The 25,933-nt window shown below is 63.3% G+C and carries 31 protein-coding genes; 17 read left to right on the top strand and 14 right to left on the bottom strand.

The window, feature by feature from the left end; all coding sequences use genetic code 11:
* Window positions 1-9 precede the first annotated feature (9 nt).
* The 3 genes from DH10_RS33270 to DH10_RS33260 form a co-directional block, all read right to left on the bottom strand.
* Entirely contained in the window at window positions 10-744 is a 735-nt protein-coding gene (locus tag DH10_RS33270; protein ID WP_192258096.1) for a methyltransferase domain-containing protein, read from the bottom strand.
* Window positions 741-1,808, bottom strand: coding sequence for a type III polyketide synthase (locus DH10_RS33265; RefSeq protein WP_192258098.1), 1,068 nt, complete (start codon window positions 1,806-1,808; stop codon window positions 741-743). Before DH10_RS33265 ends, DH10_RS33270 begins: the two co-directional genes overlap by 4 nt.
* 191 nt (window positions 1,809-1,999) lie before the next feature.
* Entirely contained in the window at window positions 2,000-3,919 is a 1,920-nt protein-coding gene (locus DH10_RS33260) for a multicopper oxidase domain-containing protein (RefSeq protein ID WP_192385807.1), read from the bottom strand.
* A gap of 188 nt (window positions 3,920-4,107) precedes the next feature.
* On the opposite strand from DH10_RS33260, the gene DH10_RS33255 reads away from it, so the two are divergent.
* From DH10_RS33255 to DH10_RS33220, 8 genes are all read left to right on the top strand, one after another.
* Window positions 4,108-5,628 (top strand): multicopper oxidase family protein, encoded by a 1,521-nt coding sequence (locus DH10_RS33255; RefSeq protein ID WP_192258103.1) that lies wholly within the window; start codon window positions 4,108-4,110, stop codon window positions 5,626-5,628.
* A 26-nt stretch (window positions 5,629-5,654) separates the two neighbouring features.
* Window positions 5,655-6,191: a cytochrome c gene (locus DH10_RS33250; protein ID WP_192385806.1), complete on the top strand. Its 537-nt coding sequence runs from the start codon at window positions 5,655-5,657 to the stop codon at window positions 6,189-6,191.
* Window positions 6,192-6,304: 113 nt separating this feature from the next.
* A complete protein-coding gene (locus tag DH10_RS33245) occupies window positions 6,305-6,727 on the top strand; it encodes a hypothetical protein (RefSeq protein ID WP_192258107.1) in 423 nt (140 codons plus the stop codon).
* A 316-nt stretch (window positions 6,728-7,043) separates the two neighbouring features.
* Complete coding sequence (locus DH10_RS33240) at window positions 7,044-7,277, top strand: hypothetical protein (RefSeq protein ID WP_192258110.1); 234 nt, start codon at window positions 7,044-7,046, stop codon at window positions 7,275-7,277.
* Window positions 7,278-7,371: 94 nt separating this feature from the next.
* Complete coding sequence (locus DH10_RS33235) at window positions 7,372-7,518, top strand: hypothetical protein (RefSeq protein ID WP_192258112.1); 147 nt, start codon at window positions 7,372-7,374, stop codon at window positions 7,516-7,518.
* An 88-nt stretch (window positions 7,519-7,606) separates the two neighbouring features.
* The gene (locus DH10_RS33230; protein ID WP_192258114.1) at window positions 7,607-8,161 is read left to right on the top strand and encodes a dihydrofolate reductase family protein; all 555 of its coding nucleotides are present in this window, start codon (window positions 7,607-7,609) and stop codon (window positions 8,159-8,161) included.
* Between the two features lie 513 nt (window positions 8,162-8,674).
* Window positions 8,675-8,974, top strand: coding sequence for a hypothetical protein (locus tag DH10_RS33225; protein ID WP_246506740.1), 300 nt, complete (start codon window positions 8,675-8,677; stop codon window positions 8,972-8,974).
* Window positions 8,975-9,082: 108 nt separating this feature from the next.
* On the top strand, window positions 9,083-9,787 hold the full coding sequence (locus DH10_RS33220) for an SOS response-associated peptidase (protein WP_192258155.1): 705 nt from the start codon (window positions 9,083-9,085) through the stop codon (window positions 9,785-9,787).
* Here the strand turns inward: DH10_RS33220 and DH10_RS33215 are convergent.
* From DH10_RS33215 to DH10_RS33195, 4 genes are all read right to left on the bottom strand, one after another.
* The gene (locus DH10_RS33215; RefSeq protein WP_192258116.1) at window positions 9,784-10,044 is read right to left on the bottom strand and encodes a hypothetical protein; all 261 of its coding nucleotides are present in this window, start codon (window positions 10,042-10,044) and stop codon (window positions 9,784-9,786) included. The two genes, DH10_RS33220 and DH10_RS33215, sit on opposite strands and share 4 nt — an antisense overlap.
* Before the next feature lie 4 nt (window positions 10,045-10,048).
* Window positions 10,049-10,309, bottom strand: coding sequence for a hypothetical protein (locus tag DH10_RS33210; RefSeq protein ID WP_192258118.1), 261 nt, complete (start codon window positions 10,307-10,309; stop codon window positions 10,049-10,051).
* 376 nt (window positions 10,310-10,685) lie between these two features.
* Entirely contained in the window at window positions 10,686-11,618 is a 933-nt protein-coding gene (locus DH10_RS33200; RefSeq protein ID WP_192258120.1) for a dimethylarginine dimethylaminohydrolase family protein, read from the bottom strand.
* Between the two features lie 32 nt (window positions 11,619-11,650).
* Window positions 11,651-13,243, bottom strand: coding sequence for a zinc-binding metallopeptidase family protein (locus DH10_RS33195; protein WP_192258122.1), 1,593 nt, complete (start codon window positions 13,241-13,243; stop codon window positions 11,651-11,653).
* 82 nt (window positions 13,244-13,325) lie between these two features.
* Between DH10_RS33195 and DH10_RS33190 the strand changes: the two genes are divergently transcribed.
* The 5 genes from DH10_RS33190 (at window position 13,326) to DH10_RS33170 (ending at window position 18,417) form a co-directional block, all read left to right on the top strand.
* Entirely contained in the window at window positions 13,326-14,213 is an 888-nt protein-coding gene (locus DH10_RS33190) for a LysR substrate-binding domain-containing protein (RefSeq protein WP_192258124.1), read from the top strand.
* A gap of 259 nt (window positions 14,214-14,472) precedes the next feature.
* The gene (locus tag DH10_RS33185) at window positions 14,473-15,567 is read left to right on the top strand and encodes an ABC transporter ATP-binding protein (RefSeq protein ID WP_192258127.1); all 1,095 of its coding nucleotides are present in this window, start codon (window positions 14,473-14,475) and stop codon (window positions 15,565-15,567) included.
* A 69-nt stretch (window positions 15,568-15,636) separates the two neighbouring features.
* On the top strand, window positions 15,637-16,749 hold the full coding sequence (locus tag DH10_RS33180) for an ABC transporter substrate-binding protein (RefSeq protein WP_192258129.1): 1,113 nt from the start codon (window positions 15,637-15,639) through the stop codon (window positions 16,747-16,749).
* A 23-nt stretch (window positions 16,750-16,772) separates the two neighbouring features.
* Window positions 16,773-17,606, top strand: coding sequence for an ABC transporter permease (locus DH10_RS33175; protein ID WP_192258131.1), 834 nt, complete (start codon window positions 16,773-16,775; stop codon window positions 17,604-17,606).
* A 4-nt stretch (window positions 17,607-17,610) separates the two neighbouring features.
* Window positions 17,611-18,417, top strand: coding sequence for an ABC transporter permease (locus DH10_RS33170; RefSeq protein WP_192258133.1), 807 nt, complete (start codon window positions 17,611-17,613; stop codon window positions 18,415-18,417).
* Between the two features lie 329 nt (window positions 18,418-18,746).
* On the opposite strand, the gene DH10_RS33165 is transcribed toward DH10_RS33170, so the two are convergent.
* Together DH10_RS33165 and DH10_RS33160 are read right to left on the bottom strand one after the other, a co-directional pair.
* Window positions 18,747-19,286, bottom strand: a complete 540-nt coding sequence (locus tag DH10_RS33165) for a cytochrome b (protein ID WP_192258135.1) — start codon at window positions 19,284-19,286, stop codon at window positions 18,747-18,749.
* Between the two features lie 338 nt (window positions 19,287-19,624).
* Window positions 19,625-19,984, bottom strand: a complete 360-nt coding sequence (locus DH10_RS33160) for an ArsR/SmtB family transcription factor (protein ID WP_059186266.1) — start codon at window positions 19,982-19,984, stop codon at window positions 19,625-19,627.
* 448 nt (window positions 19,985-20,432) lie between these two features.
* Here DH10_RS33160 and DH10_RS33155 point away from each other — a divergent pair, with 448 nt between their 5' ends.
* Both DH10_RS33155 and DH10_RS33150 read left to right on the top strand, forming a co-directional pair.
* Complete coding sequence (locus tag DH10_RS33155; RefSeq protein WP_192258156.1) at window positions 20,433-20,621, top strand: hypothetical protein; 189 nt, start codon at window positions 20,433-20,435, stop codon at window positions 20,619-20,621.
* A gap of 115 nt (window positions 20,622-20,736) precedes the next feature.
* A complete protein-coding gene (locus tag DH10_RS33150; RefSeq protein ID WP_059186167.1) occupies window positions 20,737-20,982 on the top strand; it encodes a DUF982 domain-containing protein in 246 nt (81 codons plus the stop codon).
* 149 nt (window positions 20,983-21,131) lie between these two features.
* Here the strand turns inward: DH10_RS33150 and DH10_RS33145 are convergent, their stop codons facing one another.
* Window positions 21,132-21,317: a hypothetical protein gene (locus tag DH10_RS33145; RefSeq protein WP_192258158.1), complete on the bottom strand. Its 186-nt coding sequence runs from the start codon at window positions 21,315-21,317 to the stop codon at window positions 21,132-21,134.
* Between the two features lie 286 nt (window positions 21,318-21,603).
* Between DH10_RS33145 and DH10_RS33140 the strand changes: the two genes are divergently transcribed.
* The gene (locus DH10_RS33140; protein WP_192258137.1) at window positions 21,604-21,846 is read left to right on the top strand and encodes a DUF982 domain-containing protein; all 243 of its coding nucleotides are present in this window, start codon (window positions 21,604-21,606) and stop codon (window positions 21,844-21,846) included.
* 440 nt (window positions 21,847-22,286) lie between these two features.
* On the opposite strand, the gene DH10_RS33135 is transcribed toward DH10_RS33140, so the two are convergent.
* Both DH10_RS33135 and DH10_RS38035 read right to left on the bottom strand, forming a co-directional pair.
* On the bottom strand, window positions 22,287-23,225 hold the full coding sequence (locus tag DH10_RS33135; protein ID WP_192258139.1) for a glycosyltransferase family 8 protein: 939 nt from the start codon (window positions 23,223-23,225) through the stop codon (window positions 22,287-22,289).
* Between the two features lie 102 nt (window positions 23,226-23,327).
* A complete protein-coding gene (locus tag DH10_RS38035; protein WP_192258141.1) occupies window positions 23,328-23,924 on the bottom strand; it encodes a CatB-related O-acetyltransferase in 597 nt (198 codons plus the stop codon).
* Window positions 23,925-24,156: 232 nt separating this feature from the next.
* Between DH10_RS38035 and DH10_RS33125 the strand changes: the two genes are divergently transcribed.
* Entirely contained in the window at window positions 24,157-24,942 is a 786-nt protein-coding gene (locus DH10_RS33125) for a hypothetical protein (RefSeq protein WP_192258143.1), read from the top strand.
* Window positions 24,943-25,189: 247 nt separating this feature from the next.
* Here DH10_RS33125 and DH10_RS33120 read toward each other — a convergent pair whose 3' ends face one another.
* Complete coding sequence (locus DH10_RS33120; RefSeq protein WP_192258145.1) at window positions 25,190-25,498, bottom strand: HigA family addiction module antitoxin; 309 nt, start codon at window positions 25,496-25,498, stop codon at window positions 25,190-25,192.
* Between the two features lie 26 nt (window positions 25,499-25,524).
* A complete protein-coding gene (locus DH10_RS33115) occupies window positions 25,525-25,794 on the bottom strand; it encodes a type II toxin-antitoxin system RelE/ParE family toxin (protein ID WP_192385805.1) in 270 nt (89 codons plus the stop codon).
* Between the last annotated feature and the right edge of the window lie 139 nt (window positions 25,795-25,933).

Raw genomic sequence — 25,933 nt, 5'->3', positions numbered from 1 at the left:
ATGGCCGCCTCACATCGTACCCCAGGGCGTATGCCTGGTCGGCATCCGCGCTTCGCCGACGAAGACGTGTGAGAAAGGCCCGGCGCGGCGCTCCTCGAGCGGGCTGCCGCCGGCGGCGCTCCAGAGGTCGGAAAGCTCGCTGCCGCGAAAGCCGGCTCGCACGCTCTGGACGGCGTCATGCCGGGTGACGTCGTTGACGCCGATTGCCGGCAGAAGCCGGGCGGCGGTCAGCGCGAAGCCTGTCCTCAGTGGTTCCGATGCCAGGATGAGCGGCGCTTTGCGCCGCAAAAGCGAAAATAGGCGCAGCAGTCCGGCGTCGTCGAAATGATGCAGGAACAGGTTGACCGTGATCGCGTCGAAGAGCCTGCCATCCGCCTTCTCCGCCCAATCGAAGACATCGGCGGTGATGGTTTCGACTGTCCACCCCAGCGCGGCGAAATCGGCCGCGAGCTTCGGCGTGACGAGACCGACGCGATCGAGCATCGTCAACTCCACCTCGCGCCAGTCCCTTGCCATGCGCCGCGCCACCTTCAGCATGAAGGTGCCGTCACCAGCGCCGATCTCCAGGATGCGGCCGGGCGGCCTCGGCAAGAATTTCCGCATGAGCGATGCCATGATCGGCGCCTGGAACATCAGCGCGTTGATGCGGGCGAGATCGCGGCGCGAGCGAAGCGCCCGTGCGTCGTCGGCCGCGAGCCCGTCCAGGATTTCCGGAACGAGGCTGCGCTGGGCGAGCGCACTCATGAGACGGTCCTGAACAGCATGGTCTCGGCCGTCAGCCCGGGTCCGAACGACATGCCGCAGCCGAGCAGGCCGCCCGGCTTCTTCAGCATCTCTTCCATCACGAACATGACGGTCGGCGACGACATGTTGCCGTATCGGCGCAGCACCTCGCGCGACGGCTTGAGCGCGGCGGGCTCGAGATCGAGCGCCCTTTCGACGGCGTCGAGAATGGTGCGGCCGCCGGGATGCACGGCCCAGAGGTCGATCGCCGCCGGCGGCCGGCCGCCGAGGATGGCGTCGTGGTTGCTGCGTAGCACCATCTGGACGGCTGCCGGCACCTTGCCGGAAAGGACCATGTCGAAGCCGTGGTCGCTGATATCCCAGGTCATCAGGTCGCGCTGCTCGTCAGCGAGGATGCAGCGGAAGGAGTTGAGCTCGATGCCGGGCGGCTCGGCGGTGACAAGGCTCACTGCGCAGCCATCGCCCCAAAGGCAGAAGCAAAGCAGCTTTTCGAGCTCGGTGGTTTCCCTGATGTGCAACGTGCATATCTCGATATTGACCAGCAGCACCCTCGCCTGCGGATCGGAGCGGACGATGTGGCGGGCAAGCTTGAGGCCGTTGACCGCCGCGTAGCAGCCCATGAACCCGATCATCGTGCGCTCGATACCGTCCGGCAGGCCGCAGCGCCGAACCAGGTCGAGGTCGATGCCCGGCGCGGAAAAACCGGTGCAGGAGGTGACGATGAGATGGGTGATGCGCGATGCCTCGTTGCCGAGATGGAGCCCGTTGACGCCTTTCTGCGCCAGGACGGGCGCGGCCTCGCCGAACATCGCCATTCTGGCGGCCGTTCCGGGGAACGCGCCGCGCTTGAAGGTTCCGCTGAGGTCGGCTGACGGCCCCTCGGGGTCGAGGGCGGGCGCGAAGCAAGAGAAGCGGTGCTCGATGCCGGCGAGGCCGGCCATGCGTTCGAATAGCCTCTTGCGATCGTCGGCCAGCATGGAGGCCGCGTAGCGCAGGTAGAACTGGTGTACTTCGTGCTCCGGAACCGCTGTGGCAATCCGGTTGATATAGGCGTTGACAGTCATGTTCTGTCTCCTGGGCGTCGGGCACGGAAGAACCGTGGCGCTGCTGTCGGAGGGGTTTTGCTTATCGGCACCGATATTGGGGCACCCGAGTTGGGCGCCAGCACCGGAGCGCCGGTGCCAAACACCGGTCTTGAGCGTTGCCTGTTCGATAAACGTTTCGCAAAACTGGTTTCGTCCCGGGACATGGCCAGTCAGCCCACACCGATGACCACCATCAGCCCGCCGCCGCCCTTCTCCTCGGCATTGTTGTTCGTGGTGTGATGCGGGATGTGGCAGTGGATGAGCCACTTGCCCGGACGCTGTGCTTTCCAGACGACGTCGTAGCGCTGACCCGGCCCGACATTGATGGTGTCGGCGAGGAAGCGGGCCGCGGGGGGAATCGTCTCACCGTCGCGGGCGACGACCTCGAAGGGCCCGCCATGGATGTGCATCGGGTGAATGAAGCCGTTGTTGGTGCCGATGAAGCGGACCTTCAGCGTCTCGCCGACCTTCATGCGGATCGTCTCGGTCGAGGGATAGGCCTTGCCGTTGATGGTGAAGAAGTTCGGCATGCCGCCGTCCATCGGCATCGACGGATAGGTCAGCCCCTCGCGCACCAGCCATTCCTGCAGCTCGATGACATAGTCATGATCGGCGGCGACCTCGTCGGCGGGATTGGCGGGATCGATGATCAGCGCGCCATAGAGGCCGAGCGCCTGGGTGCGGTCGGGCTTGGCGTGCGGATGATAAAAATAGGTGCCGTGCTGGGTGGCCGTGAATTCGTAGGAATAAGTTTGCCCCGGCTCGATCGGCGCCTGCGTGATCTCGGCCGGCCCGTCCATCTGGTTGGGCAGGATCAGGCCGTGCCAGTGCACGGTGGTTTCCTCCGGCAGGCCGTTGGTGACGTTGATGCGGACGCGGTCGCCCTGCCGGATATGGATGCGCGGTCCCGGAATCTGGCCGTTATAGGCATAGGCGTCGACCGCGACATCCGGCAGGATCTGCCAGCAGACCACCGAGGGCCTGAGTTCGAACACCTTCACACCGTTCTCCATGCGGAACGGCAGATCATGGTCGCCCTTGGCCACGAGGCCGTAGGAGGCCGTCACCAGGCGCGGATCGGCCGCCGCCATGTCGCGCATGGTGTCGGCTGGCGTGTCGCGGTCCATGATCATGCCTTGCGGCATGATCACCCCGCCGACATCGCGGGCCGACAATCGCAAGTTCAGCCAGTTCGCCGGGGCAACCATGCCGATGCCGAGCGCAATCAGCGACACCACGCCGAGCGCCGCGATCTGCGGCGTGGTGGCGTCCGACCGCATCTGGTGGCCACCGCTTCCCTTGTGGGAACCCATATCGTGGCCGTGCTCGTGATGGCCATGACCACTTGCGTCGGCCCGCTGCATTTGCATCTTCGCGTGTTGCCTCCCAGCAGGCGGCTCCCGCTTGTCTGTCTCGGCTGTTGGTGGGCGCTCGGTCATCAGGCCATGCTTCAGCCCGCGCGCGACCAGCCAGACATTGGCGGGATAGGCAAGCGTAAAACCGGCGATGACACCGATCGACATCACGCCCCAGAACAGAAGCTCCGTCGGCTCCATGGCGCGCATGTCACGGCCCATCATCAGAAAACTCATGACCGGCGCCATGCCGGCCATCATGAAATTCATCGAGATGAATTCGGGCAGGAAGCTCTTCTTCACATTTTGCCAGTAGCTGCCGCCCATCATTGATTTCATGAACAGCGACTGGAAGATGAACAGGCCGAAGGCAAAGCCGGCGAGGTATTCGACGATGAGGTCGAGCCACATCGGCAGGCCGAGCGTGGCGGTGACGACGGCGGCGAGGATGATGCCGGTGGCGTCGCCGGCCACACAATGGATGGTCGAGCCGACGCCCTGCTTCCAGAGTGGGCTGGTGAAGGCCTCATGCTCGCCGGGGCGCGGTTCCTTGTCGGACAGCACGTAAAGCAGCAGGCCGAGCGGGCCCATATAAAGCGTCACCAGGATGAAGCCCCATTTCATCACCACCGGCTCGGGATTGTTGCGATACTGGTCGAAGCCGACATAGAGCGTCGAGACGGCCGCCAGCGCGAACCAGGCAACGAGGAAATAATCGATCGGTTGGATGAGCATGATCCGGCCTCTGCTCGATGAAACGGCTGGTTGTATGCGCATGAACGCGGCCGCGCCCAGTCCGATCCATCCGCCGGAATTTCCGGCTCAAGCCGCTCGATCCGCTTGACCTTCCAGCAACTGGAACCCTTAGCGTCAACGGCGAGGTTTTCGGCGGGGCCTTTTCAATCGAGATCGAGGAGCGAAAAATGCATCGACGCGGCTTTCTGGCGGCAGGCCTGGCAACGGTCCTGTCGGGCTCGCGCGCGCTGGCGCAGATGAAGATGGACGGCGCGTCGGACATGGGCTCCATGCCCGGAACGGACATGGGTGACCATGCCGGCCATGACATGGGAGCGCAGGCCCCAGCCGTGCTGCCCGAGGGCGAGACGCTGCGCGAATTGCCGCCGCTGGCGAACGAAACCGGCCGGCCCGGCCTGTTCAGGGCGAGGCTGACGGCGGCGTCGGCCACAACGCGCTTTGCCGCCGACCGGGACACGCCGATCCTCGCCTATAACGGCATGATCCCGGGGCCGCTGATCGAGGCCTATGAAGGCGACCGCGTCGAGATCGCCTTCGCCAACCGGATTGAAGGCGAGCAGAGCACCATCCACTGGCACGGCATGCCGGTGCCGGCCGATCAGGACGGCAATCCGATGGACCCGGTGGCGGCGGGCGCGGACCGCGTCTACACCTTCGAGCTGCCGGAAGGCAGCGCCGGCTCCTACTGGTATCACCCGCATCCGCACGGCAAGACAGCCGAGCAGGTCTATCGCGGCCTTGCCGGCGCCTTCGTCGTCAAGGCCAAGGCGGATCCGGTTCCAGCCGAGTATGGCGACACCGTGCTTATGTTCACCGATCTTCGCCTTGCCGCCGACGGCTCGATGCCCGAAAACACCATGGCCGACCTGATGAACGGCCGGGTCGGCGACCATGTGCTGGTCAACGGCCAGAAGAACCCGCGGCTCGCCGTGGCGATGGGCGCGAAGCTGCGCCTGCGGCTCTACAACGCCACCAATGCGCGTTTCCTCAGGCTTGCCTTCGGCAACGCCGCGATGACGGTGATCGGCAGCGACGGCGGCCTGCTGGAGGCGCCCATGGCGGCCGACGAGATCCTCCTCAGCCCGGCCGAGCGCGTCGAGCTGGTCGTCGCCTTCGACCGACCGGGAACCGTCACGCTCACCACACTCGATTATGACCGCGGGTGGATGGGCCCGGGCCGGCCCGCGGACGCCGGGCTGACGCTGCTGACGGTCGATGTCTCCGACACGCCGGTGCAGGCGATGCCGACGCTGCCCGAAAGGCTGAGGCCAATCGCGCAGCTTGGGCAGCCCACGGTCAGCCGCCGCCTCGTCTTCACCGAGACCATGGTGATGAACGCCGCCGGCATGGAGATGGGCTTCCTGATCAACGGCAAGGCGTTCGACATGCGGCGGGTCGACATCGTGGCCAAGGCCGGCGAGACGGAGCTGTGGGAAATCGTCAACCAGGCCGACATGGACCACCCGTTCCATCTTCACGGCACGCAGTTCCAAGTGATCGAGCGCGAGCGCGGCGGCAAGGTCGCCAAGCCGCCCTATCTCGCCTGGAAGGACACGGTCAACGTGGCGCGCGGCGAGACGGTGCGGCTGCTGCTCCGCCAAGAGCGGGCGGGGCCGCGCATGTATCACTGCCACATCCTCGAGCATGAGCAGCTCGGCATGATGGGCATTGTCGACGTGCAGGCGTGAGGTTCCGCGTCGTTCTTGGGACGGCGATGCTTGTGCTCGCCGGCCCGCTGATCTTAGCTCCGTCGCCGGCAGACGGTCCGGGCGATCCCGCCGTGGCGGCGCGCCAGGCCTCGATGAAGGAGATGGCGGCTGCCGTGAAGGCGATCGCCGAAATGTTCGATGGCAGGCGCGCCTACGCACCAGAAGCTTTCAAAGTGGCGGCGGACACGCTCAGCGCCCGCGCCGGCCCTGCCCTGATCGCCGAGTTCCCCGCCCGCTCGCTTGGCGCGCCATCCGGCGCCAAACCGGAAATCGACCAGGCCCGGCCGGAGTTCGAGGTGCTCGCCAGCCATATCGGCCGGCTCGCCGAAGCGCTCGCCGCCAAGGCCGAGAATGCGCCGCCTGCGATCACCCGCGACATGCGCATGGGCGCCATGCTGCCGATGGATGGCGGCAGCCTGCTCGGCAAGCGGCCAAATGCGGCGGAGGAAAACCCGACGAAGATGCCGGCCGAACATCTCCTGCATCTCATCCTGCAGGATTGCTCGAGTTGCCATTCGAAATTCCGTCAAAAGGTGGAGTGAGGTACGTCCTAAGCAGCGCGGTGATCGGCAGGCACTGTTCTGCACAATTAGATCAGTTCGTGCTAATATGTTGTGCCATGCTCATGCACGCATGACAGGTTTAGGAGGATGCGATGAAAAAGATGAATCGCAGGTCTGCAATCGCTCTCGGTGTAACGGCTGCCGCGGTGGCGCCCCTGTTCACGACGGCAACGTTTGCGAAAACCAAGAAATACGGTGCGAACGAAGGCAAGGAGATCGCGCCCGGCGTCAGGGTGGTGGAAGTCGGCACCGGCAATTCCGACATTCCGGCCTATAAGAGCATTGCAATTGTCGACGTGGTGTTTCAGCCCGGAGCACACGCGCCGCAAAGCGTGATGGACAACGACATGGTGTGCACGATTACTTCCGGCGCATTCACCATCAAGAAGGTGGACAAGGAGTTCAAGCTCAAGGTCGGCGACGTGTACACCTGCGCCAAGGGCAAGACCGACGACGCGACGAATACAAGCAAGGAGGTCGGCGTCCATCGCATCGCCATGCTGATCCCGGCATAAAAAGTGATTCCTGCGTAGAAGACCGGGGCCGGTTCGGCGTTCGGGTAGGGTCGCTGAACCGCTCCAACCGCTGATCTGCTGGTCGCGGCTGCATATCGGCATCCACTATGCGGGTGACGTCATGGGCGGCGCCACCACCGGGGTTGCGGCCGCCCTGGCGGTGTGGCTTGGCTATCGAGAGAATTCACGTCTCGATGCCTTCGCTACGAAGATTCTGTAGAAGCTCCCGCTCCGATTCGATCGGCGCGCATCACAAAAGTGACGTTCTGATCACGCTATATGCTAGCCTCATGCAGCCAAGACAGGGTTCATCGTTATGGATGCCAGCGAACTGCAGGCCATAGGCGACACGATGATGCGCCTCGTCACCCCCGACATGACACCGAAGGAACTGGTCAAGGCCGTCCGCAAGGTGCATCCCGATGCCAAGAAGAAGGATATCGCCCGCGCCGCCTTCCACGCCATCATCGCCGATGCCAACCAGGATCTCGGCAAATCGAGGAGCCTGCAAGCCTTCGCGCTCGCCGAGCGCACCCAGCAGGCGGAATAGCGACCACCGACGATAGCTGCAAATTGCATCGATCGAATTGTGAGAAAATTAATCAGCGAATTCTAATATTATGGGTCAACCGGCGACGAACCCCATGACCAAGAACCTCGGCAACGCCAAGCCCAATGCTCCAGCGAGAGAGATGAAACCCTCGCCGCTCGGCAGGATCGCGCCGGCGCTTTTCCCGCTGGTGGTCGTCGCGCTCGGCTACTTCGTCGGCAAGCAGTTCTTCGGCTTCTGATCCAGGACTCGCTACCTTTCTGGTAACCGATTGCAAAACGCAATCAGATGTGCATCCTTGGCCTCGAACGGGTCAGAAGGAGGCGCCGGTGGCCAGGATCGTCTATTCCATGCTGATGTCGCTGGACGGCTATATTGCCGGGCCGGACGGAAGCATCGACCTGCCAGTGCCCGAGGAGGAATTGCACCGGCATTTCAACGAGGAGATGCGGCAAACCGCGATCGCGCTTTGCGGTCGGCGCCTCTACGAGACGATGCGTTTCTGGGACAGCGCCGACCGTGAGACCGGCGCCGAAGAGGTCGAGCGCGACTTCGCCCACGCCTGGCGCGAGACGCCGAAGATCGTGTTTTCGACGACGCTGCGCGAGGTCGGCGCCAATGCCCGGCTGGCGGATGGCGACGCCGTCGCGATGGCAAGATCGCTGAAGACGGAGACGGACGGCCAGATCAGCGTCGGCGGCGCCGAATTGGCCGGGCACTTGGCCCGCGCGGGCCTGATCGACGAGTACCGGCTCTACATGCACCCGGTCGTACTGGGCGGCGGCAAGCCGTATTTCCAGCATGGATTGTCGCTCGCGCTGACGCCGCTTGGCGCCGAGCGCCTTTCCCAAGGCGTGACGCTGCTGCGCTACGCACCGGCCTGAGCGCCGCAAGTTCAATACGCGCCAGCCGAAACAGAAGCGGGAAACGCCGGCGCCTCGGCCGTTTTGCGCCGCCCCCACTGCTTTGGTCCTAGGGCCTAGGTCGTTCTTGCCCTTGTATGAGCACAAGCGCATGTTCGAGGCAGCCGGCAGGCTCGCAAACTCCGGTCAGGCCCGGCCGCCGAACCCAATACACCCCCCCAGGCTGCCGGGCCGCCGGCGCGGCGGACGCCGCTCAAGCAAGCCTTCGGCCACATAACCTCCGATCCGAACCAATTCCATCGGCATGCCGGACACGTCCGGCCTCACGATCCGCTTGGACGCGTTCGAGACGCGATGGCGTGTCGTTGGGTCGAACCGGGCCTATCGACATCGAATTCTGCCGAGCACGCCCGAACCTGGGGTTTCAAAACCTGGCTTTTTACACGGCGACGGGCGGTTTCTCGATATTTTTATTTACAATGTCAAATCGGCGGGCGCCCGGCGACTGTTCTCCTACTAAAGGCCAATGCGCTGATGCTTGCGGCAACCCTTCGCAAGTTAAATCGTATTGCTGTTCAAGGATGCATTTCTTGTGGCAACGAGCTGGAGCTGCACATGGTGGCAGGCGAGCCAGACAGCGTCCGCGTAAAGGGCATCAACGGCCAGTGGATCGTGCGCGTCGTCGAGGGCGGAAGACTGACGCAGCTCGTGTTTGACATTCACGCGGAAGCCGAAGCCTTCGCAGAGGAGGAACGCCACCGGATCGGCCTGCCCGGAGAACCACCGGCCGAGGAGCCGGTCGAGGCAAGGCGGCGCGGCGGGCGCGGGCGTTAACACGATCCGGCACGTAAGCTCCTGGCACGATTGGCTCCACCTCCGCGACGGGTGTTTGCGCTTGGCGCGAAAATGCGGGAACAATCGGCGGACGGGGGAGTGCTGCCGATGTGCAATCTCTACAACATCACCACCAGCCAGGAGGCGATCCGCCAGTGGACTCGCACGCTGCGCGACCTGATCGGCAACCTCGAGCCTTCGATCGACATCTATCCGAACCAGCCGGCGCCGGTGGTGCGCAACGCCGCCGACGGCAGTCGCGAGCTCGCCACTTTGCGCTGGGGCATGCCGACGCCACTCGAGCGCATGCGCGGCAATGCCGATTCCGGCACGACCAACATCCGCAACCCGCAATATGGGCACTGGCTGCCCTATCTCGGCGTCGAGAATCGCTGCGTGGTGCCGGTGACAAGTTTTGCCGAACCCTCGCCCAAGCCCGGGGACAAGGACCCGGAAACCGGTGTCCAGAAGAACTTCTGGTTTGCGCGCAGCGAAGAGCTGCCGCTGTTCTTCTTCGCCGGGCTGTGGACGTCGTGGCACGGGGTGCGAAAGGTCAAGGAAGGTCCGGGCGACCACGAACTCTACGGCTTCCTGACGACTAGGCCCAACGCGCTGATCGCGCCGATCCACGAGAAGGCTATGCCGGTGATCCTGACCACGCTGGAGGAGACCGACCTCTGGCTCACCGCGCCATGGTCGGAGGCGAAGAAGCTGCAGCGGCCGGCGCCTGATGATGCGCTGGTGATCGTCGAGAAGCCGGCGACGCAGATCAAGTTTCCCACCGCGCCGCCGGCGCAGGGATCATTGTTTTAACCCCTCGCCTTCTGCAGCACCCAGATATAGCCCTTTGACGGGTGGTCCTGGTCGATGAACTGGGTCTTCACCTCCGTGTCCCTGCGGCCGCAGCGCTTGCAGCGGAAGCGGATGGCTTCGAGCGGCTTGTTCCAGCCGACCACCTTGGCCACGTCGTTCGCCTTGAAGCGGCCGACGTGGTAGCAGTGGCGGCATTCGACGATAAGCAGCATGTTGGCCTTGGCCGCTCGGCCAACGCTGTCCATGGGTCCGGCCATTTTCTCATGTCCGGTCTGAATAATCCTCGGGCAGGGGCAAGAGGCCGAGCCAAGCGGCCCGGAAATCGGGCTCCCGACCCGCAACCGCGCCCATCACCTCATGCAGCCTCTCCACCAAGCCGTTAAGCCGCCAGTACATTTCGCCATTGGTCTTGAGGTTGAGCTGCGCCGCCAGCACTGTCTGGCGTAGCTCCAGCGCGTCAAGGATGATCGCCTCCACGTCCGACCGGAACAATCTGTCATAGCGGCTTTTCCGTCTGCCCAATGCGGCTCTCCCTGATACCGAGCAACCGCCCCATCTCCTGACAAAATAGGAATCTCTTCCTCGCGAAGTCAATTCGTCCTTGACATTTTTGTTCACTTTTTGTTCACTTACTAATATGAGCTGAAGGGAGCAACGGATATGGACCATATCGTCAGGCTCGACAGCCGCCAGGAGGCCGCGCTTCAGGCAATCGCCGAGCGCTTCATCGCCGAGCACAATCAGTGAAGGCGCTGAAGGAGATGATCGTGCTCAACGGGCATTTGCAGGAGCGGCTGGAAGCACTCGGCGCGCCGAAGCGGGCTGGGCGGCAAGGTAGCTAACGCAGGACAGAGGGGCGCGAAGGATCGCGGCTTTGACAATTGGCGACCCTGAAGCCCTATGCCTTCACGCGCTTCAGCGCCTGCGCCATGCAGTGGATGCCGCCGCCGGTCTTGGAGATCTCGCTCATGTCGACGGCCGCGACCTCGAAGCCGCGCGCCTTCAACTGGCCGATCAGGCTCTTGCTGGAGGTCGGCGCGATCACCCTGTCCCTGCCGAGCGACATGAAGTTGCAGCCGAGCGCCATCGTGTCCTGGAACGGCACGTCGATGATCTCGTGGCCCTTGCCCTTCAGCCAGTCGACGATGCCGGGCTCGGTGCAGGCGAGGCAGACGGCGGTGAGTTTTTCGGCGATCGGCACCACCATCAGGTCGATATGGACATAATATTCGTCGATGAAGGCGATGCGGGTCTCCCAGCCTTCCTTGTCGAACCAGGCCTGCACCTGGCGCGCGCCTTCCTCCTGCGTGCGGGCGCCGCCGCAGCCGATCAGCACCACGCCTTCCTCGATGACGTTGAAGTCGCCGCCCTCGAAGGTACCGGCCGTCACCATGTCGTAGATCGGGATGCCAAGCTTCTCATAGGTGCGGATGGCGGCGTAGTTCTCCCCGCGGCGCCACCAGTTGGCCATGGCGGTGATGAAGGCGCCGTAGGGCGTCATGACGCTGGAGTCGCGCGAATAGACCTGCATCGGCAGTTCCGGCGTCGGCTCGTGCCAGTGGATGTTGACGCCGAAATGCTCGTAAGCCGCGACGAGGTCCTTGTGCTGCGCCTGCGCGATCTGGATGTTGCAGGGCGCCTCGCGCAGATGTTTTCTCGACAGCGAGCTGGTCGACAGATGCCTGAGGAAATTCGGCGAGCCGAGCAGGACATCGGTCAGCACATCGGTTTCGTTGGCGAAGCCCCAGGCGGTCAGCGGCTTGGTGCCGCCGTTGGGGTTGCGGCGCTGCAGCGAGAAGGGTTCGGCGACGATGCGATCATGGACGGTCATGGTGTTCTCCTCGAGCTGATAGTGTTCGTGTGTCATGCGGTGGAAGCAGCCGGGATCCACCAGTCGCGCCCGCGCGGCGTGGTGACATATTCCGGCCAGCGGAAGTTGATCGGCGGCTCGTAGTCGCAAAGCGGCGCGATCCAGTTCGAGCCGCCGACGCCCCCGCCGGTTCGCTTCACGAACTCGTCCATCGCGGCCTCGCGCGCGGCCCTGTCCTCGAGCACGCGCAACGCGGTGAGCGCAACCGTCTTGGCGGCGCAGGTCACCATCGGGTCGATAGTGGCTGAAATGCCGCCCAGCGCGTTCATCACCCAGGCCGGATAGGCATGGCCGTTCTCCGAGCGCAGCGCCGGACGGGCGACATAGAAACGCGCGGTCGGCGCGTGCCAGCTCATGTCGGTGTAGTCGTCGGAGGTCGAGTTCACCTGCGATGGCGGCAGATCACGGCGCAGGATCGCCTCGGCCTCTTGCGGCGTGATCAGCCGCTCCAGCTCGTCAATGAACGGGTTCTCGGTCGCCTCGCCGCCGGCATTGACCTGAATCTCGCGGGCGATGGCCCTCGCCTCCTCGCTCCATTGCGGCGGGCCGACGGCTGCGAGCGCCTGATAGGTGATGTCGGCCATGGCGTGACTGGCGAGGCCCGGCCGCGACTTCGACACCCAGTGCCGCTCGTAGCGGCAGCCGCTCAGCCTGGCGGCCGCTTCCGCATTGCGGTCGAGCACGGCGGTCACCTGCTCGGCCATGGCAATAGTCGGCACGCGGATCATGTACTGGATCTCGGCTAGCCCGGCCGGCAGATTGTCGGCGGTCGCCTGCCCCGCCGTCAGGATCGCCTCGCTGATCGACCAGCCGCCCTGATGCGGCAGCATGGAGTCGCGCAGCGCCTTGGAGGCCATGTACATCATCATCAGCGCGTCGTTGGCGCCGGGCGCCCTGACCGCCGAATGCGCCTGCGGGATCGGCGCGCCGTCATTTGCGCGAACCCAATTTTCGGGTTCGTCGCAGATAAAGCGGTAGATCATCGCGTAGGCCGCGCCGCAATGCGTGTCCCAGCGCGCCGTGTTGCAGAGCGGCAGCATGTAGAAGGGATGGAAGGAGATCATACCGGCCAGGCCGTCATAATAGCCCTTGGCCGCGTGGATCGGCTTCGAGCCCCTCACCTTCTCCGCCGGCTCGCCGGTGAAGCGCAGCGTGCCCTGGATGTTGTGCTGCTGCATCGCCGCCTTGGTGGCGAGCAGCCCGCCGAGGCTGCCGATGCCGAGACCCGAATGCGGATCGGTGTGGCCGCCGGCCTCGACGCCCAGGCCGGGCCGCGGGCGCTTCACCGTCGCGACGTCCTGACAGTTGCCGGGCACGGCGTCATATTCGGCATACATGCCGACGGTGGGCCCGTCGCCATTCGTCCAATGGGCGCAGAAGGCGGTCGGCATGCCGCCCGAACCTTCCTCGACCGAAAAGCCTTCGCGCTTCAGCCGGTCGACATACCAGGCGGCCGACTGGTACTCGCGCCAGGCGGTCTCGCCGAAATCGAAAATGGTGCGGGTCCAGGCCGACAAGAGCGGCTGGATGCCGTCGATACAGGCAAGCGCTGTTTCCTGCGCTGAAGTCGTCACCGGTTCCTCCATGCCTTAAAGAAAGCAGTGAAGCGGCCCATCAAAAAGTGATATGTTTTCCCGGCTCGTGCAAATTCGGTTCACCTGAGGCCTCTTGCGAATACCTTCCACGCAGGCGCTGCGCGCCCTCGACAGTTTTGCTCGTCACGGCAGCGTGTGGCGCGCCGCCGACGAGCTCCACCTCACCCGAAGCGCGGTCTCGCATCAGCTTCGGCTGCTCGAACGCGACCTCGGCTTCGATCTGTTGCAGCGCATCGGCAAGGGCGTGGCGCTGACGCCACGCGGCCAGCGCTACGCGGCCGATGTCAGGAAGGCGCTGACCGTGCTCGGCGACGCGGGAACGCACAACAGCGGCGCCGGCGTCGGCGGTTCCTTCGGCATCTCCTGTCCGCCGGGCTTCGCCTCGATGTTCCTGTGCACCCATATCGGCGAGTTCCAGCAGATGTATCCGGACGTCGCGCTCTCCGTGCTGACGCCGCGGCGGCTCGACGATGTCAGCAATCCGGAGGCCGACGCTTTCATCGCCTTCGGCGTCGGCAACTGGCCGAACCGGGCGGTGGAACTGCTTTGCGAAGTCTCCTTCACGCCGCTCTGCAGCCCGACGCTGCTCAACAAGGTCGGCGGCTTTTCCAAACCGGCCGACGTGCTGCGCGCCAATCTGCTGCATCTCAGCGACACCGAGGACTGGGCGCGCTGGCTGGCGCTGTCCAAGGTGGAAAATCCCGACACCGAGGGCGGCATCTTCTTTTCCGACATGAACCTCGTGTTTTCGGCGGCGATCGCCGGCCAGGGGATTGCCATGGGTGACGAGCTGACCGGCCGCCGGGCGCTGAGCGAAGGCCGGCTGGTCAAGCCGTTCGAAGCCACCGTCCCCTCGCCGCGCTCCTACTATCTGGTCTTCGAGCATGCCAAGGCCGGCCATCCGGTGCTCGATGCCTTCAGCGACTGGCTGAGGGCGAAGCTGTCGGAGAACAGGCTCTAATCTCCCCCTTGAGGGGAGGCGGCCGCGAAGCGGCCAGAGGGGGTCGTCTCACGTAGAGCGCCGGCGCCATCGGCGTCGCGAACGGCGTTGGCGCTTCACGCGCGGCGGCCCCCTCTGTCGCCTTCGGCGACATCTCCCCCTCAAGGGGGAGATTTGGCGCCACCCGTGAATCAAATTTGCCGATCAGGCGAAAACTATTCGGTTGCGGTGAGCCCCGGCCCTGCCTACGATTTGGACCAACGGTGAGGATAGACGCAGGATGCAGCAACCCGGCCGGGCCGCAGAGATCAAGGCGAACGGGATCGGCAAGAGCTTCGGCTCGTTCCGGGCGCTGGACGACCTGACGCTCGATATCGGCCGCGGCGAGTTCCTGACGCTGCTCGGGCCTTCCGGCTCCGGCAAGACCACTTTCCTGATGATTTTGGCCGGCTTCGTGCAACCGAGCGAGGGCCGGCTTTTCAGCGACGGCGTCGATATCACCGACCGCCCGGCCGAACAGCGCGCCGCCGGCATGGTGTTCCAGGGCTATGCGCTCTTCCCGCATATGAGCGTGGAACAGAACATCGCCTTCCCGCTCAAGGTGCGCAAGAAATCCGCCACCGAGATCAAGCGGCGCGTCGGCGAGATGGTTGAGCGCGTCGGGCTCAAGGGTCACGAAAAGAAGCTGCCGGCGCAGCTTTCCGGCGGCCAGCAGCAGCGCGTGGCGCTGGCCCGCGCGCTTGTGTTCGAGCCGGGCGTGCTTCTCCTCGACGAGCCCTTCTCGGCGCTGGACAAGAGCCTGCGCGGCCAGATGCAGGCCGAGATGAAGCGGCTGCACCAGGAGACTGGCACCACCTTCGTCTTCGTCACCCACGACCAGAGCGAAGCACTGGCGCTGTCTTCGCGCGTCGCCATCTTCAACCACGGCAAGCTGTTGCAGGTGGGCAGGCCGGACGAGGTCTACGACCGGCCGGACAATCGCTTCGTCGCCGAATTCCTGGGCGAAATCAACATGCTGCCGGTCAAGGGCGTCAAGCCCGCCGACAATGGCGCGACGGGCCTGTGCGAGGACCGCGCGGTCAACATGCGATGCAAGGCCGAGAAGGTCCGCGGCGACGCCATCCTGGCCATCCGACCCGAGCACATGTCGATCGCGCGGGAAGCGGCGGCCGGCGAGAACGGCATTGCGGCGACCGCGATCGCCTCGACCTATCTTGGCGCCGCGACCAAGCTCGACCTCACCACGCGCCAGGGCGCGAAGGTCACCGTGTCGGTGCCGAACGAGGTGGCGGCGGCAGCGCTCAGCAAAGGCAATTCCGTCTGGCTGACCTGGCCGGCCGAAAAAGGCTTCCTCCTTCCGGACGGAGGACAATGAGCACCGAAGCGGCCTGACATCGCCACACCGGCTTTCCGGATCAGATAAACGACAACAAGGGGAACTGACATGAGCGATACGAAGAAACAGACCATCGAATCCCTTGCCGAAAGGGCAAAGTGCGGCGAGATCTCGCGCCGGCAATTCGCGCAGCTTGCAGGCCTCGTGCTCGCCGGCACGCCGATGCTTTTGCGCTCGACCCAGTCCTTCGCCGAGACGAAAGGACTGGTGCTGGTGAACTGGGGCGGCGACGCCATCACGGCATACGACGCCGCCTACGGCCAGGCCTTCACCAAGGACACCGGCATCCCGGTCAAGATGGACGGCTCGGGCCCGACCGAAGGCGCGATCGCTGCGCAGTTCAAGAGCGGCGCACCGACCTGGGATCTGGTCGACGTCGATCCGTTCTCGGCGATCACGCTGGGCGGCCAGGGCATGCTCGAGCCGATCGACTATACGATCGTCGACAAGAAGAAGATGCGCGAGGGTTTTGGTTGGGAATATGCAGCCTCGACCTATTTCTTCTCCTATGTGATCGCCTACGACTCGCAGAAATTCGGCAGCAATGCGCCGACCGGCATGGCCGATTTCTTCGACGTCAAGAAATTTCCCGGTAAGCGCTCGCTCTACAAATGGGGCGTATCGAGCTGGGAGGCAGCCCTTCTCGCCGACGGCGTCGCGCCGGCCTCGCTCTATCCGCTGGATCTCAAGCGCGCGCATGACAAGATCGCCGCCTTCAAGGAAAACGTCGTCTCCTATTGGGGCGGCGGCGCCGAAAGTCAGAGCGTGCTGCTCAACGGCGAGGCCTCGATGGCGATCGTGTGGTCGACGCGCGCCTCGCTGATCGAGCAGGACTCGGGCGGCCAGATCAAGTTCATCTGGGACCAGGGCCTGATCTCGCCCGGCGCGCTCGCGGTGCTGAAGAACAATCCCGGCGGCAAGGAAGCGGCGATGAAGTTCATCGCCAGCACGCAGGATCCGCAGAAGGAGCTGGTGATGTTCGACAAGCTCGGCCAGGGTCCCGCAAACCCCGCGGCCGACGCGCTGATCCCGGCCGACAAGAAGCGCATCAACCCGGTCGATCCGGAGAACATGAAGAAGCAGATCCCGCTCGACATGGATTGGTACGCAAAGAACTACGGCGCCGCGCTCGACGAATATACCAAGATCATCTCGGCCTGATCAGGCCGAGATACCGAGCCGACATGAGAGGCACTCTCTCCGACAGGATGGGCGCGGCGCTGTTGATGGCGCCGCTGCTCCTGTTCCTGATCCTTGCCTATGCCTGGCCCTTCCTCGGCGTGGTGAAGTGGAGTTTTACCCTCCCCACGCCCGGCTTCGGCCAGTACCATGCCCTGCTCACCGATGACCTGGTTCAATCGGTGTTCATCCGTACGCTGCGCATCGCGGCGATCGTCACCGTGGTCTCGGTCACCGCCGCCTATGCGATCACCGTGGTGTGGGTGCGCGGCAGCCCGGTGCAGCGCGTGCTTGCCGAGTTCTGCATTCTGGTGCCGTTCTGGATCTCGGTGCTGACGCGCGCCTTCGGCTGGGTGGCGCTGTTGTCCAACCGCGGTCTCATCAACACCTGGCTGCAATCGATCGGCTTCATCTCCGAGCCGCTGACGCTGGTGCGCAACGAGTTCGGCGTCATCGTCGGCATGTCGCATTTCCTCATCCCCTTCGCGGTGTTCCCGCTGGCGTCCGCCATGCGCAGCCTCGACGAGCGCGTGCTCTTGGCGGCGCGCGGGCTTGGCTCCAGCCGCATGCGCACCTTCTGGACGGTGTTCGTGCCGATGACGCGCTCCGGCATCATCGGCTCGGCGCTGATCACTTTCGTCTTCTCGCTCGGCTTCTTCGTCACGCCAGCGATCCTCGGCGGCGGCCGCAGCGTGATGATCGCGGAGCTCATCTACCTGCGCATCTTCCAGAGCCCGGATTGGGGACTGGGCGCGGCGATCAGCGTCGTGCTGGTGGTGTTTGTCGGCGCGCTGATGGCGCTCGTCTTCCGCTACGTCAAACCGAAGCAACTGGTGTAGCGCGATGCCGACCTACCGCCCCGGTCCCGTCTCGCTGGCGCTCGCCGTCCTGGTGGCGCTGTTCCTGCTTATGCCGTTGCTCGCCGTCATTCCGGTGTCGCTGACGCCGAGCCGCATGCTGACCATGCCGACGGGCGAACTGTCGCTGCGCCATTATCGCTCGCTGATCGAGGATCCGCGCTGGCTGGATTCCATCCTGCTTTCGCTGCGGATCGGCGTGGTGAGCAGCGCGCTCTCCACCGTGCTCGCGCTCACGTTCAGCCTGGGCGTGTGGATGTTCCAGCCGCGCTTCACCGCCGCCCTCGTCGGCTTCGTGCTGTTGCCGATGGTGGTGCCGCCGGTGGTCTCGGCGGTGACGCTCTATTTCCTGCTCACCTCGGTGTCCGGCATCTCGTCCTTCTTCGGCTACGACACATGGCTGGGTGTGGCGATGGCGCATTCGGTGATGACCGTGCCTTTCGCGACGGTGCTGATGCTGGTCTCGCTCAGCCAGCTCGACCGGCGCATCGACCTCGCCGCGCGCGGGCTCGGCGCCAGCGTGTGGGAGCGCACGACACGCGTCATCATGCCCAACATCAAGTTTGGCATCGTCACCGCGGCGCTCCTCTCCTTCGTGCTTTCCTGGGAAGAGATCGGCGTGACGCTGTTCATCACCTCGGTGAACGCGATCACCCTGCCCCGGCTGATGTGGATGGGCCTGCGCGACAACATCGACCCGGCGATCGCGGCGCTCTCGGTGATCCTCATCATCATCACGGTGCTGGTGCTCGCGGTGCGCAGCGTCATCACGCGCCGGCAAGCTGCACCGTAAGAAACGAAAAGAGGCCCGCCGGGAGCGACGGGCCTCGTCAGGCGCCAAAGTGGAAGTTCGGCTCCTAATGATCCGGGGGTGTGGATCGCGCACAGCCTAGCCAACAGAGGCCCGACGGTCGATTTACAAATCCGTAAACTTCGGGCCGGCAAGAGCAAGCGGCGTCGACAAAAAGGGTCGCACTATCATCGCCTTGCGAGCATCCGAGAGCACGCCGGTGCGGCGCCCTTCAATCAAAAGTGATGGGAACGCCGGCGCGACGTCGAGCCGGACCGGCATAGCGACGGCCGCTCCCGCCATGCGAGGCGATCAGGCGAGCGCTCAGAGGGTTACCGATTTCCCGGCAGCATTCTGGTCAGGATCGTGTCCCGGCGAACGAAGTGATGATAGAGCGCGGCCAGGGCGTGCACACCGGCCACGATCAGTATGCCGTTTGCGCACAGCGAATGCAGTTCGCGAACGGTTCGCGCGGTCGCTCTGTCCGGGGCAAACGGGGCCGGCACGATGAACAGACCGAAGAAGCTCAACACGTCGCCCCTGAACCAGGTCAAAAGGATGCCAAGGACGGGAATCGCGACGAGCAGCGCGTAGAGAATGAAATGCCCGATCCTGGCGGCGGTACGCTCCGGGGCAGGCATATCCGCCGGCAGGCGCGGCGCTCCTCTCATGCCGCGCAGGACGACCCGCCAAAAGACGAGCGCGGCGAGCAGAAGTCCGAACGAAATATGCAGCCGCCAGACGGCGTCGAGGGTCGGATCCCCGCGGGGCAGCAGGTCTTCGCCATAGGTCAGGGCGTAGAGCAATACGACCAGGGCAAAGAGCGCCCAATGCAGGAACTTTTGGGTGGACGTGTAGGCGTCACTGGGCATTCGGCGCGGCTCCGTGAGGCGCGTCGCGCAGAAACGGGTTCAGGCGACGCGTTTTAAGTCTTTGTTTTGATGCATGTCGTTTTCCCAAAACCGCTGCGCACTTTTGGGCGACATGCATCAGACAGACAGCCGCTGTCTCAAGCGCATTCCCGGCGAACTTGTGGCCGCTAAATTACGAATTTGTAATGGGAATTACGGATCCGGAATATTCCGGCCAAACAATAGGCAAAAGCGGATACGCGGCGCCGCGCGGCGCGTTGCCATCCCGTTTGCATCCGCGCCTTTAGAAGGCACCGCGCAGGCGAAGACCCTCAGGCCTTCGCCTGCGTCGCAGCCGATCAGGCGGCCTGCGGCCGCCGCATCCTTTCAACCAGAGCCTGCCGGGCCGGGCCGGCGAGCGGCCTGTCCATGGTCAGCAGGCCGTCGAGGAGAGCGAGGAGCTCGCGCGCTGCGGACGACTTGCAGGAGTAGTAGACCATCTGGCGGTCGCGGCGGGTGTCGACCAGGCCAAACCTGCGCAGTTTGGCCAAGTGCTGGGAGAGTGCGGACTGGCTGAGTTCGACCTTGTCGGCAAGCGTGCCGACCGACAGTTCGCCCTCGGCCAGGTAGTTCATGATGAGCAGACGCTTCTCGTTGCCCATCACCGCAAGAAAGGCTGCGGCGCTTTCTGCGTTGGCGGTAAGTTTCTTCGTCACCATCGATTTCCCCATGTCCATGCTCTTCCGAGGCCATGGGGGCAATGGCTTCAGAATTCCAGAGCATTTGGTGGGCCTGCTCCGACACGGAACCTGCCCTGCTTCTTTATTCGACCAAACCCCTTCGTAACCCGGTTGCCACCACGTCGGGATATTGGCCTCGGACAGCATGCGCCGCGTTGCTGCGTGACGCAAGTTGGCGCAGACTCGGAATAATTCCGCGCCGCTAATGAGTATCAGCGCTTCGTTGTTTCAGCAAGGATATAGCGAAGCTGGCCCAGTATCCGGCATGCCTCCGGGCAAGACAATGGGACGAAATCCCATCGGCCGGGGCGCCACGACGCACATTGTCGCCATCTCCTTGAGACTCACCCTCGTTTCGGAACCCGTGCTAATATTAGCCGGGGCAGAAAAGGGGGACATGAGCTGAAGGAGGAGGCCCGTGTCCAATATGTCACAAAACACGTTCACACCCGCCGAGACGGCCCTGTTCGGGCGCGTCTTCGAGAGCGGGCGAGTCGATGGAGAAACCGAAGAGCAGAAGGAAGCGCGCGCCTCGCGCATCATCGCCAACTACATGGCCGGCATCACCGATGAGGCGGAACTCATCGAACTGTCCCGCAAACCGCTCGGAAGATAGACAGGAACCATCTCCGCTGCCGGCGCGCTGCTCACATCCTGTTGAAATATCGGGATGAAACCTGCCGGGCAGTTGCGCGTTTATCATCCGCTCACAATGCATCAGGGGTTTCGCGATGATCCAGGGATGGTTTTCCAGGCCGGTCGAAGTCGCCGTCGGCGTGGCAGGCTCGATCCGACACATTTCCAATGCGCAGCAGGCCGTGGAATTGCTGACGGGCCAATGGCGCGACGCCGGCAGCGCGCAGCATGGCGCGGCGCTGCGCGCCTGCCGCCGGGCAATGAGCGGCGACGTTCCGGCCGACAATGCCAGGGAAGCCTTCATCAGCGCCGCGCGCGAAGCGCATGTGCTGGTCGAATAGGCCCAAGGCGGTACTTGACGACCTGCCTATCGGTAGAAGAGCCACAAAAGCACCACCACCGCGAACGCCGCCGGGGAAAGCAGGATTGCGGCCCGCAAAACGCACATGGGCAGGTAGAGCGGATTGGCCATGCCTGGCGGTGCCGGCACTTATCGGTTGCGCAATTCGACGGGGGTTTTGCGCGAATTTGCGGCTAGCCGGCGCGCCGGCCGAAACCGCTGCTTGGCGCCCGCTTCGGCGTGCGAACGGCTGCGCTCAGCCTCCTCATAGAGCCCGAAAGCGGTCGCCATCAACGTGGCGACGGTCATGGTGGATGCAAGCACGGCGATCAGCATGAGAGGTTCCCCGCGTTTCAACTGCGTGTCGGATCCCGATTATCGCCGCGGGCGACAGCGCAGCCAGTGACTTTGGTCACGTGTTTTTGCGCGGCGCGCCGGTAAAATGAATCCCGGCTGTGAGCCGACCCGGACGGCCGATCGCCGACCTCAAAATTCTTCGGAACATTATCGGGAGTGGATGGTTAATGCGCGGGTCCGCCAATCATCCCGGACCCGCATCCCAATAGGCGCCTGCCGGCGCCGTCGCTCGATCAAAAAGACCACCATACGAACGGAGTATGTGATGAACGACGTCTGGTTTTCCGAGCCGGTCGTGATCGATTTCGAACCAAGCGGACAACACAAGGTCTCGAGCTGCTTCGAAGCAGTCGAATGCCTCGACCAGCGCTGGCCAAGACGGGCGCGCGACGGCGCCTGGCGGTCGGCAAGCCGCGTCTGCCGCGACGCACTCGACGGCTTGAGAAGTCCCGTCGAAGCGCGCAAGATCCTGCGCAGAGCGGCGAAGGCCGCCGGCCTGCTGGCCTGAAGCGCATCGCGGTCCCGGGCGGAGAAACGGGCACCCGGATCGTGTCGAGTTGCCCCCGGCCCTCGGCGGTCCGCAAGCCGAGAAAATTTCGGAACATCGCAGCCGCCGACCTGTTTCTTCCCCGTAGTCTCCTGACTACGGGGTTCCAGACCCAAGCCGAGTCCGTTCCGACTTCCCATCGCCGGGGCGGGCTTGATTTTGCGCTGGGCAATCTGGACGGAAAACCGCACCGCGGCCGACGTATACTGGAGAGCGTTCAGAGCGCATCCCACGGGGTACATGAAAACGTCGGCCGCCGCGCTTCAGGGCGCCTTTTTGTTCAGGCCCTTTCATTTTGGCGAGTTGGGCCTCCGCGTTCAACGCGAAGACCGGGCCGTGGTGAACGGGAGGTTACTATCCACAGGATGTCCCGATCGACCCGGACCGTTTCGCCGCGTCGATCAGCCGAACCCACCGAGCACTTCCGGGAATTGAACCGCCATTGCCCTGTCGTCCGCCTGCCTGGCGTAGATCTGGTGCATTTTCGCCCCGTCATAGCGCGCGCGGCGGCGATGAACGTCCCTGCCGAAGAGGCCTCCCAAGACGTCGAAACGGCGCCTGAAACGCTTCAGCAATCCGCGTTCGAATGGGAACCTTTGCCGAAAAGGCTCACCCCATGGCGTATCCTTCGCAAGGTCGCGGTAAACCGCCAGTGCCTCGAGTTCAACATCTATTTGCTTTTCCCATGGCTTGCTGCCCGCAAAGTGGCGCGCATAGGCTTGCGGGAATCGATATTCCCTGCTGACCGACATCAGATTCCAGTTCGGGTGCATCGTCTGCCACTTGCCCTCGAACGCGACATTGAGCGCGTTCTGATCGTTCATTTTTCCATGAATGGCGGTCTGGCGCGTCCTCTCCAGGAGGCCTTCCGTGCGCACTGCGTCCATGTCGAAGACCACCACGCCGGAATTGAAGTATGGCGCGCCCGGCTGCATCCCGAGGCTTTTGCGATAAGACGGCCGGAAGTACATATAATCGTCGTGGGCCGCGAGCAGAGGCGCGCCAAGCTCCTGGCAGGCCAGGTCGTTAATGTCGCGATTGAACAGGACATCACAGTCAGTGTAGGCGACCCGGCCATAACCGTCGAATTGCGGTAGCAGGTCTGCGAACAGGCGGACATAGGCAGCGATGCTGTAGGTACCAAAACGGAAGCCAACGCGATCCATGAAGTCGGACACGTCGAGCAACGCTACTCTGTCGCCAAGCAGTCGCCTCGCGACTTGCATATCGCGCTCATGAGCCTTCACGTGGAGAATGAAGCCATCAATTGGCGCGGAAACATCCAATATCCGCCGCGCCGCCAGGCATGCATAGGGAAAATAATTGCTATCCGTGGCCAAGAAGTAGCATGGGCGCTGCAAGCCAGCCTCCGTGATATCGAGCTTCGCATGATGGGTCGATCAAAAATCGATCGCGATTATCCGGCTAAGCCACCCGAATGTTTATCCCAGCCGCACTACACCCGAGCCGGTGCCTGCCACAAAATGCCTGTCGATGAAAGGCTCGATGGGGCCGGTGAGCGTGCCGGCTTCCCTTTTGATCTTATCGTCATCCCATTCCCACCACCGGATTGCCAACAGCTTGGAAATCACATCCTCAGAAAACCGGTACCTGATCAATCGGGCCGGAGACCCGCCGACGATCGCATAGGGCGGCACGTCCTTGGTTACCACAGCCCCTGCGCCGACGACCGCGCCATCGCCGACTACGACCCCCGGCAATATTATAGCGCCGTGGCCAATCCAGACGTCATTGCCGATTGTGACGCCACTCGGTTTGCCGCCATTTCCGACGGGATCGGATTGCTTTAGCATCCGGCTGTGGATCGGAAATGTCGTGGCGCGATCGGTCAAATGCTGACCGGAGCACATGAAAAGCACTTCACCCGCGATCGAGCAGAAAGCCCCAACCGTCAGCGGGGCCTCCTTCGAGGCGAAAAAAACCTTCCGCCGTGACACACCATAGGTGTGGCGTCCTACCGTCACGTATTCCGGCAGTTTCGAGCGAGCGTTCCTCAACCAGTCGGATAATACGGACATTCTGAAAGCCTACCCCAGCACAATAACGACATAGCCGCAGACGGACCAAATCCACAAGCCTGAGGTTTCACAAGCCGGGCGAGTGATCTTCAGGCTGGGAGCAGATTGCCGAAGATACCGGTTGCAGCCTTTTTCGTCTGTTGGCGCTGTGTTTTGCGGTGGATTGCGCCTGGGAGTGTTGCTAGTGGAGCGAACGGCCCGCTCCACTTAATCGAATGAACGACTTGACCGAATGAATGACCTCTTTGGTTACATCGCCTATGGCGACAACGAGCTCTATCACTTTGGCGCGCTACTCAGCGCGCTTAAGCTTCTGCACCATTGCCCCGGCGCCAGGATAATCGTCGCAACTGACAGACCGGCATTCTTTCGCGGATACCCGCTTGAGACGATACTTGTGAGCGCCGAGAAGAAGAACGAGCTATCCTTCGATTGGCGCTACCATTTCGGCATCAAGGCTGGCGGCCTTATCGAGCTTTTGAAGCGCGCTGACCGATTGCTTTTCATGGACACGGACATGTACCCGGTCGGGAATCTATCCCGTGCCTTCGAGGCCATTACGCCCTGCAATTCAATCATGCGTCTTTGCGAGGGGCCGCATGCTTGGTGCCCGCGGCTGGAGGGCAAGGGTGTTCGGGTCGGCGACTATGTTGTGACCGGCCATGAGCCGATGTGGAATAGCGGCATCCTCGGCGTGCATCGCGACAACCTTCCTGCCCTGCTCGACGCCTATCCTCCGATCCTCGCCGTTCATGAGATCGCGAAGATAGATGCTGCTGAGCAGTTCTGCATTGGGATCGCCCTATCCCAAGATGGCCGAACCATCAGCCCGCATCGCCTGAAAATCAGGAACTACAACACGCGGGGCAAAAAGCTGTTCGCCGGGCCGCGCGTTCGTAAATTCTTCAATGTCTACGGCGACGCGCCAATTGCTCAGCAAATTGCAGAAGCCGCTCGATATCGTCTTTGGCGAACGCCTGTAGACTTATGGCACCAGCGACAGATGTGGTCGCGTTGACTCCGGCCATTCGTTCGGCTGTTTTTCGCTTCAAGGCAAAAGAAGAATATCGCGCGGGTCAGACAGATCGCGAATATCGATCTCCCTCTCCTGCTTTTCGTTAAGGACCACGCACCGGCTGTAGTATCGCGACAGGTATTCGGTCATTTCCTTGATCTTTACAGCCCCGTACCTGACGGGCTGACCTCCATGACCGTGGCGATTCGATGCTCAACCAGATCGCCGGCCGATCGTCGGCGAACACCCCTTATGCTGCGCGCAAAGTTGGAATAGCACTCACATCCACTTCGCGCTCGGCATGCCAGGCGTCATAGGCAGCCTGCATACGAAGCCAGATGGCGGCGCCATCGCCGAACATCTTTCCAAGCCGCGCCGCGACGGCCGGCGATACCGGCTTCCTCTCACGGGTGATGTCGTAAAGCTGCTGTCGCGAAATGCCCAGCAGCCTGGCAATCTCCACCTTGGTCTTTCCGGTCGCCGGGATGATGTCCTCAAGCAGCGCTCCCGGGTGGGACGGGCCGCGCTCGATCGGACGCTTCGGCTTGTGCTCGCTCATAAACAGACGTCTCCAATCTGTCCGCCTCAGTGATATTGCTCGAAGTCGACGCGGGCGGCGTCCTTGCCGTCGAATTCGAACGTGATGCACCACGGACCGTTCACATGGACCCTGTAGCGTGTCGGGTCGAAGCCCTTCAAAGCATGAAAATCAAAACCCGAAAGGTTCATGTCTTCGGGCCGCTCGGAGGCTTCGAGACGGTCAAGCCTGACAAGGATACGCTGGTGGTCGATCTTCCCGGTCTTGCCGGCTGAGAATAGGTCCGCCAGCGCCTTGCTCTTGAACGACTCGATCATACCGTCATGTAAGCAAATAGCATACACACGTCAAGGTTTCGTAAGCGAAAAGCATACACAGATGGACTGACGACTTCGAGATTGTTCTGCCATTCTCCAGATTGGGAAACTGTGCCCTTCCCGAGAGATGGGTGACAGT

The sequence above is a fragment of the Mesorhizobium silamurunense genome, from assembly GCF_014843825.1.
GTDB lineage: Bacteria > Pseudomonadota > Alphaproteobacteria > Rhizobiales > Rhizobiaceae > Mesorhizobium > Mesorhizobium silamurunense.
This window is presented reverse-complemented; position numbering and strand designations above follow the sequence as displayed.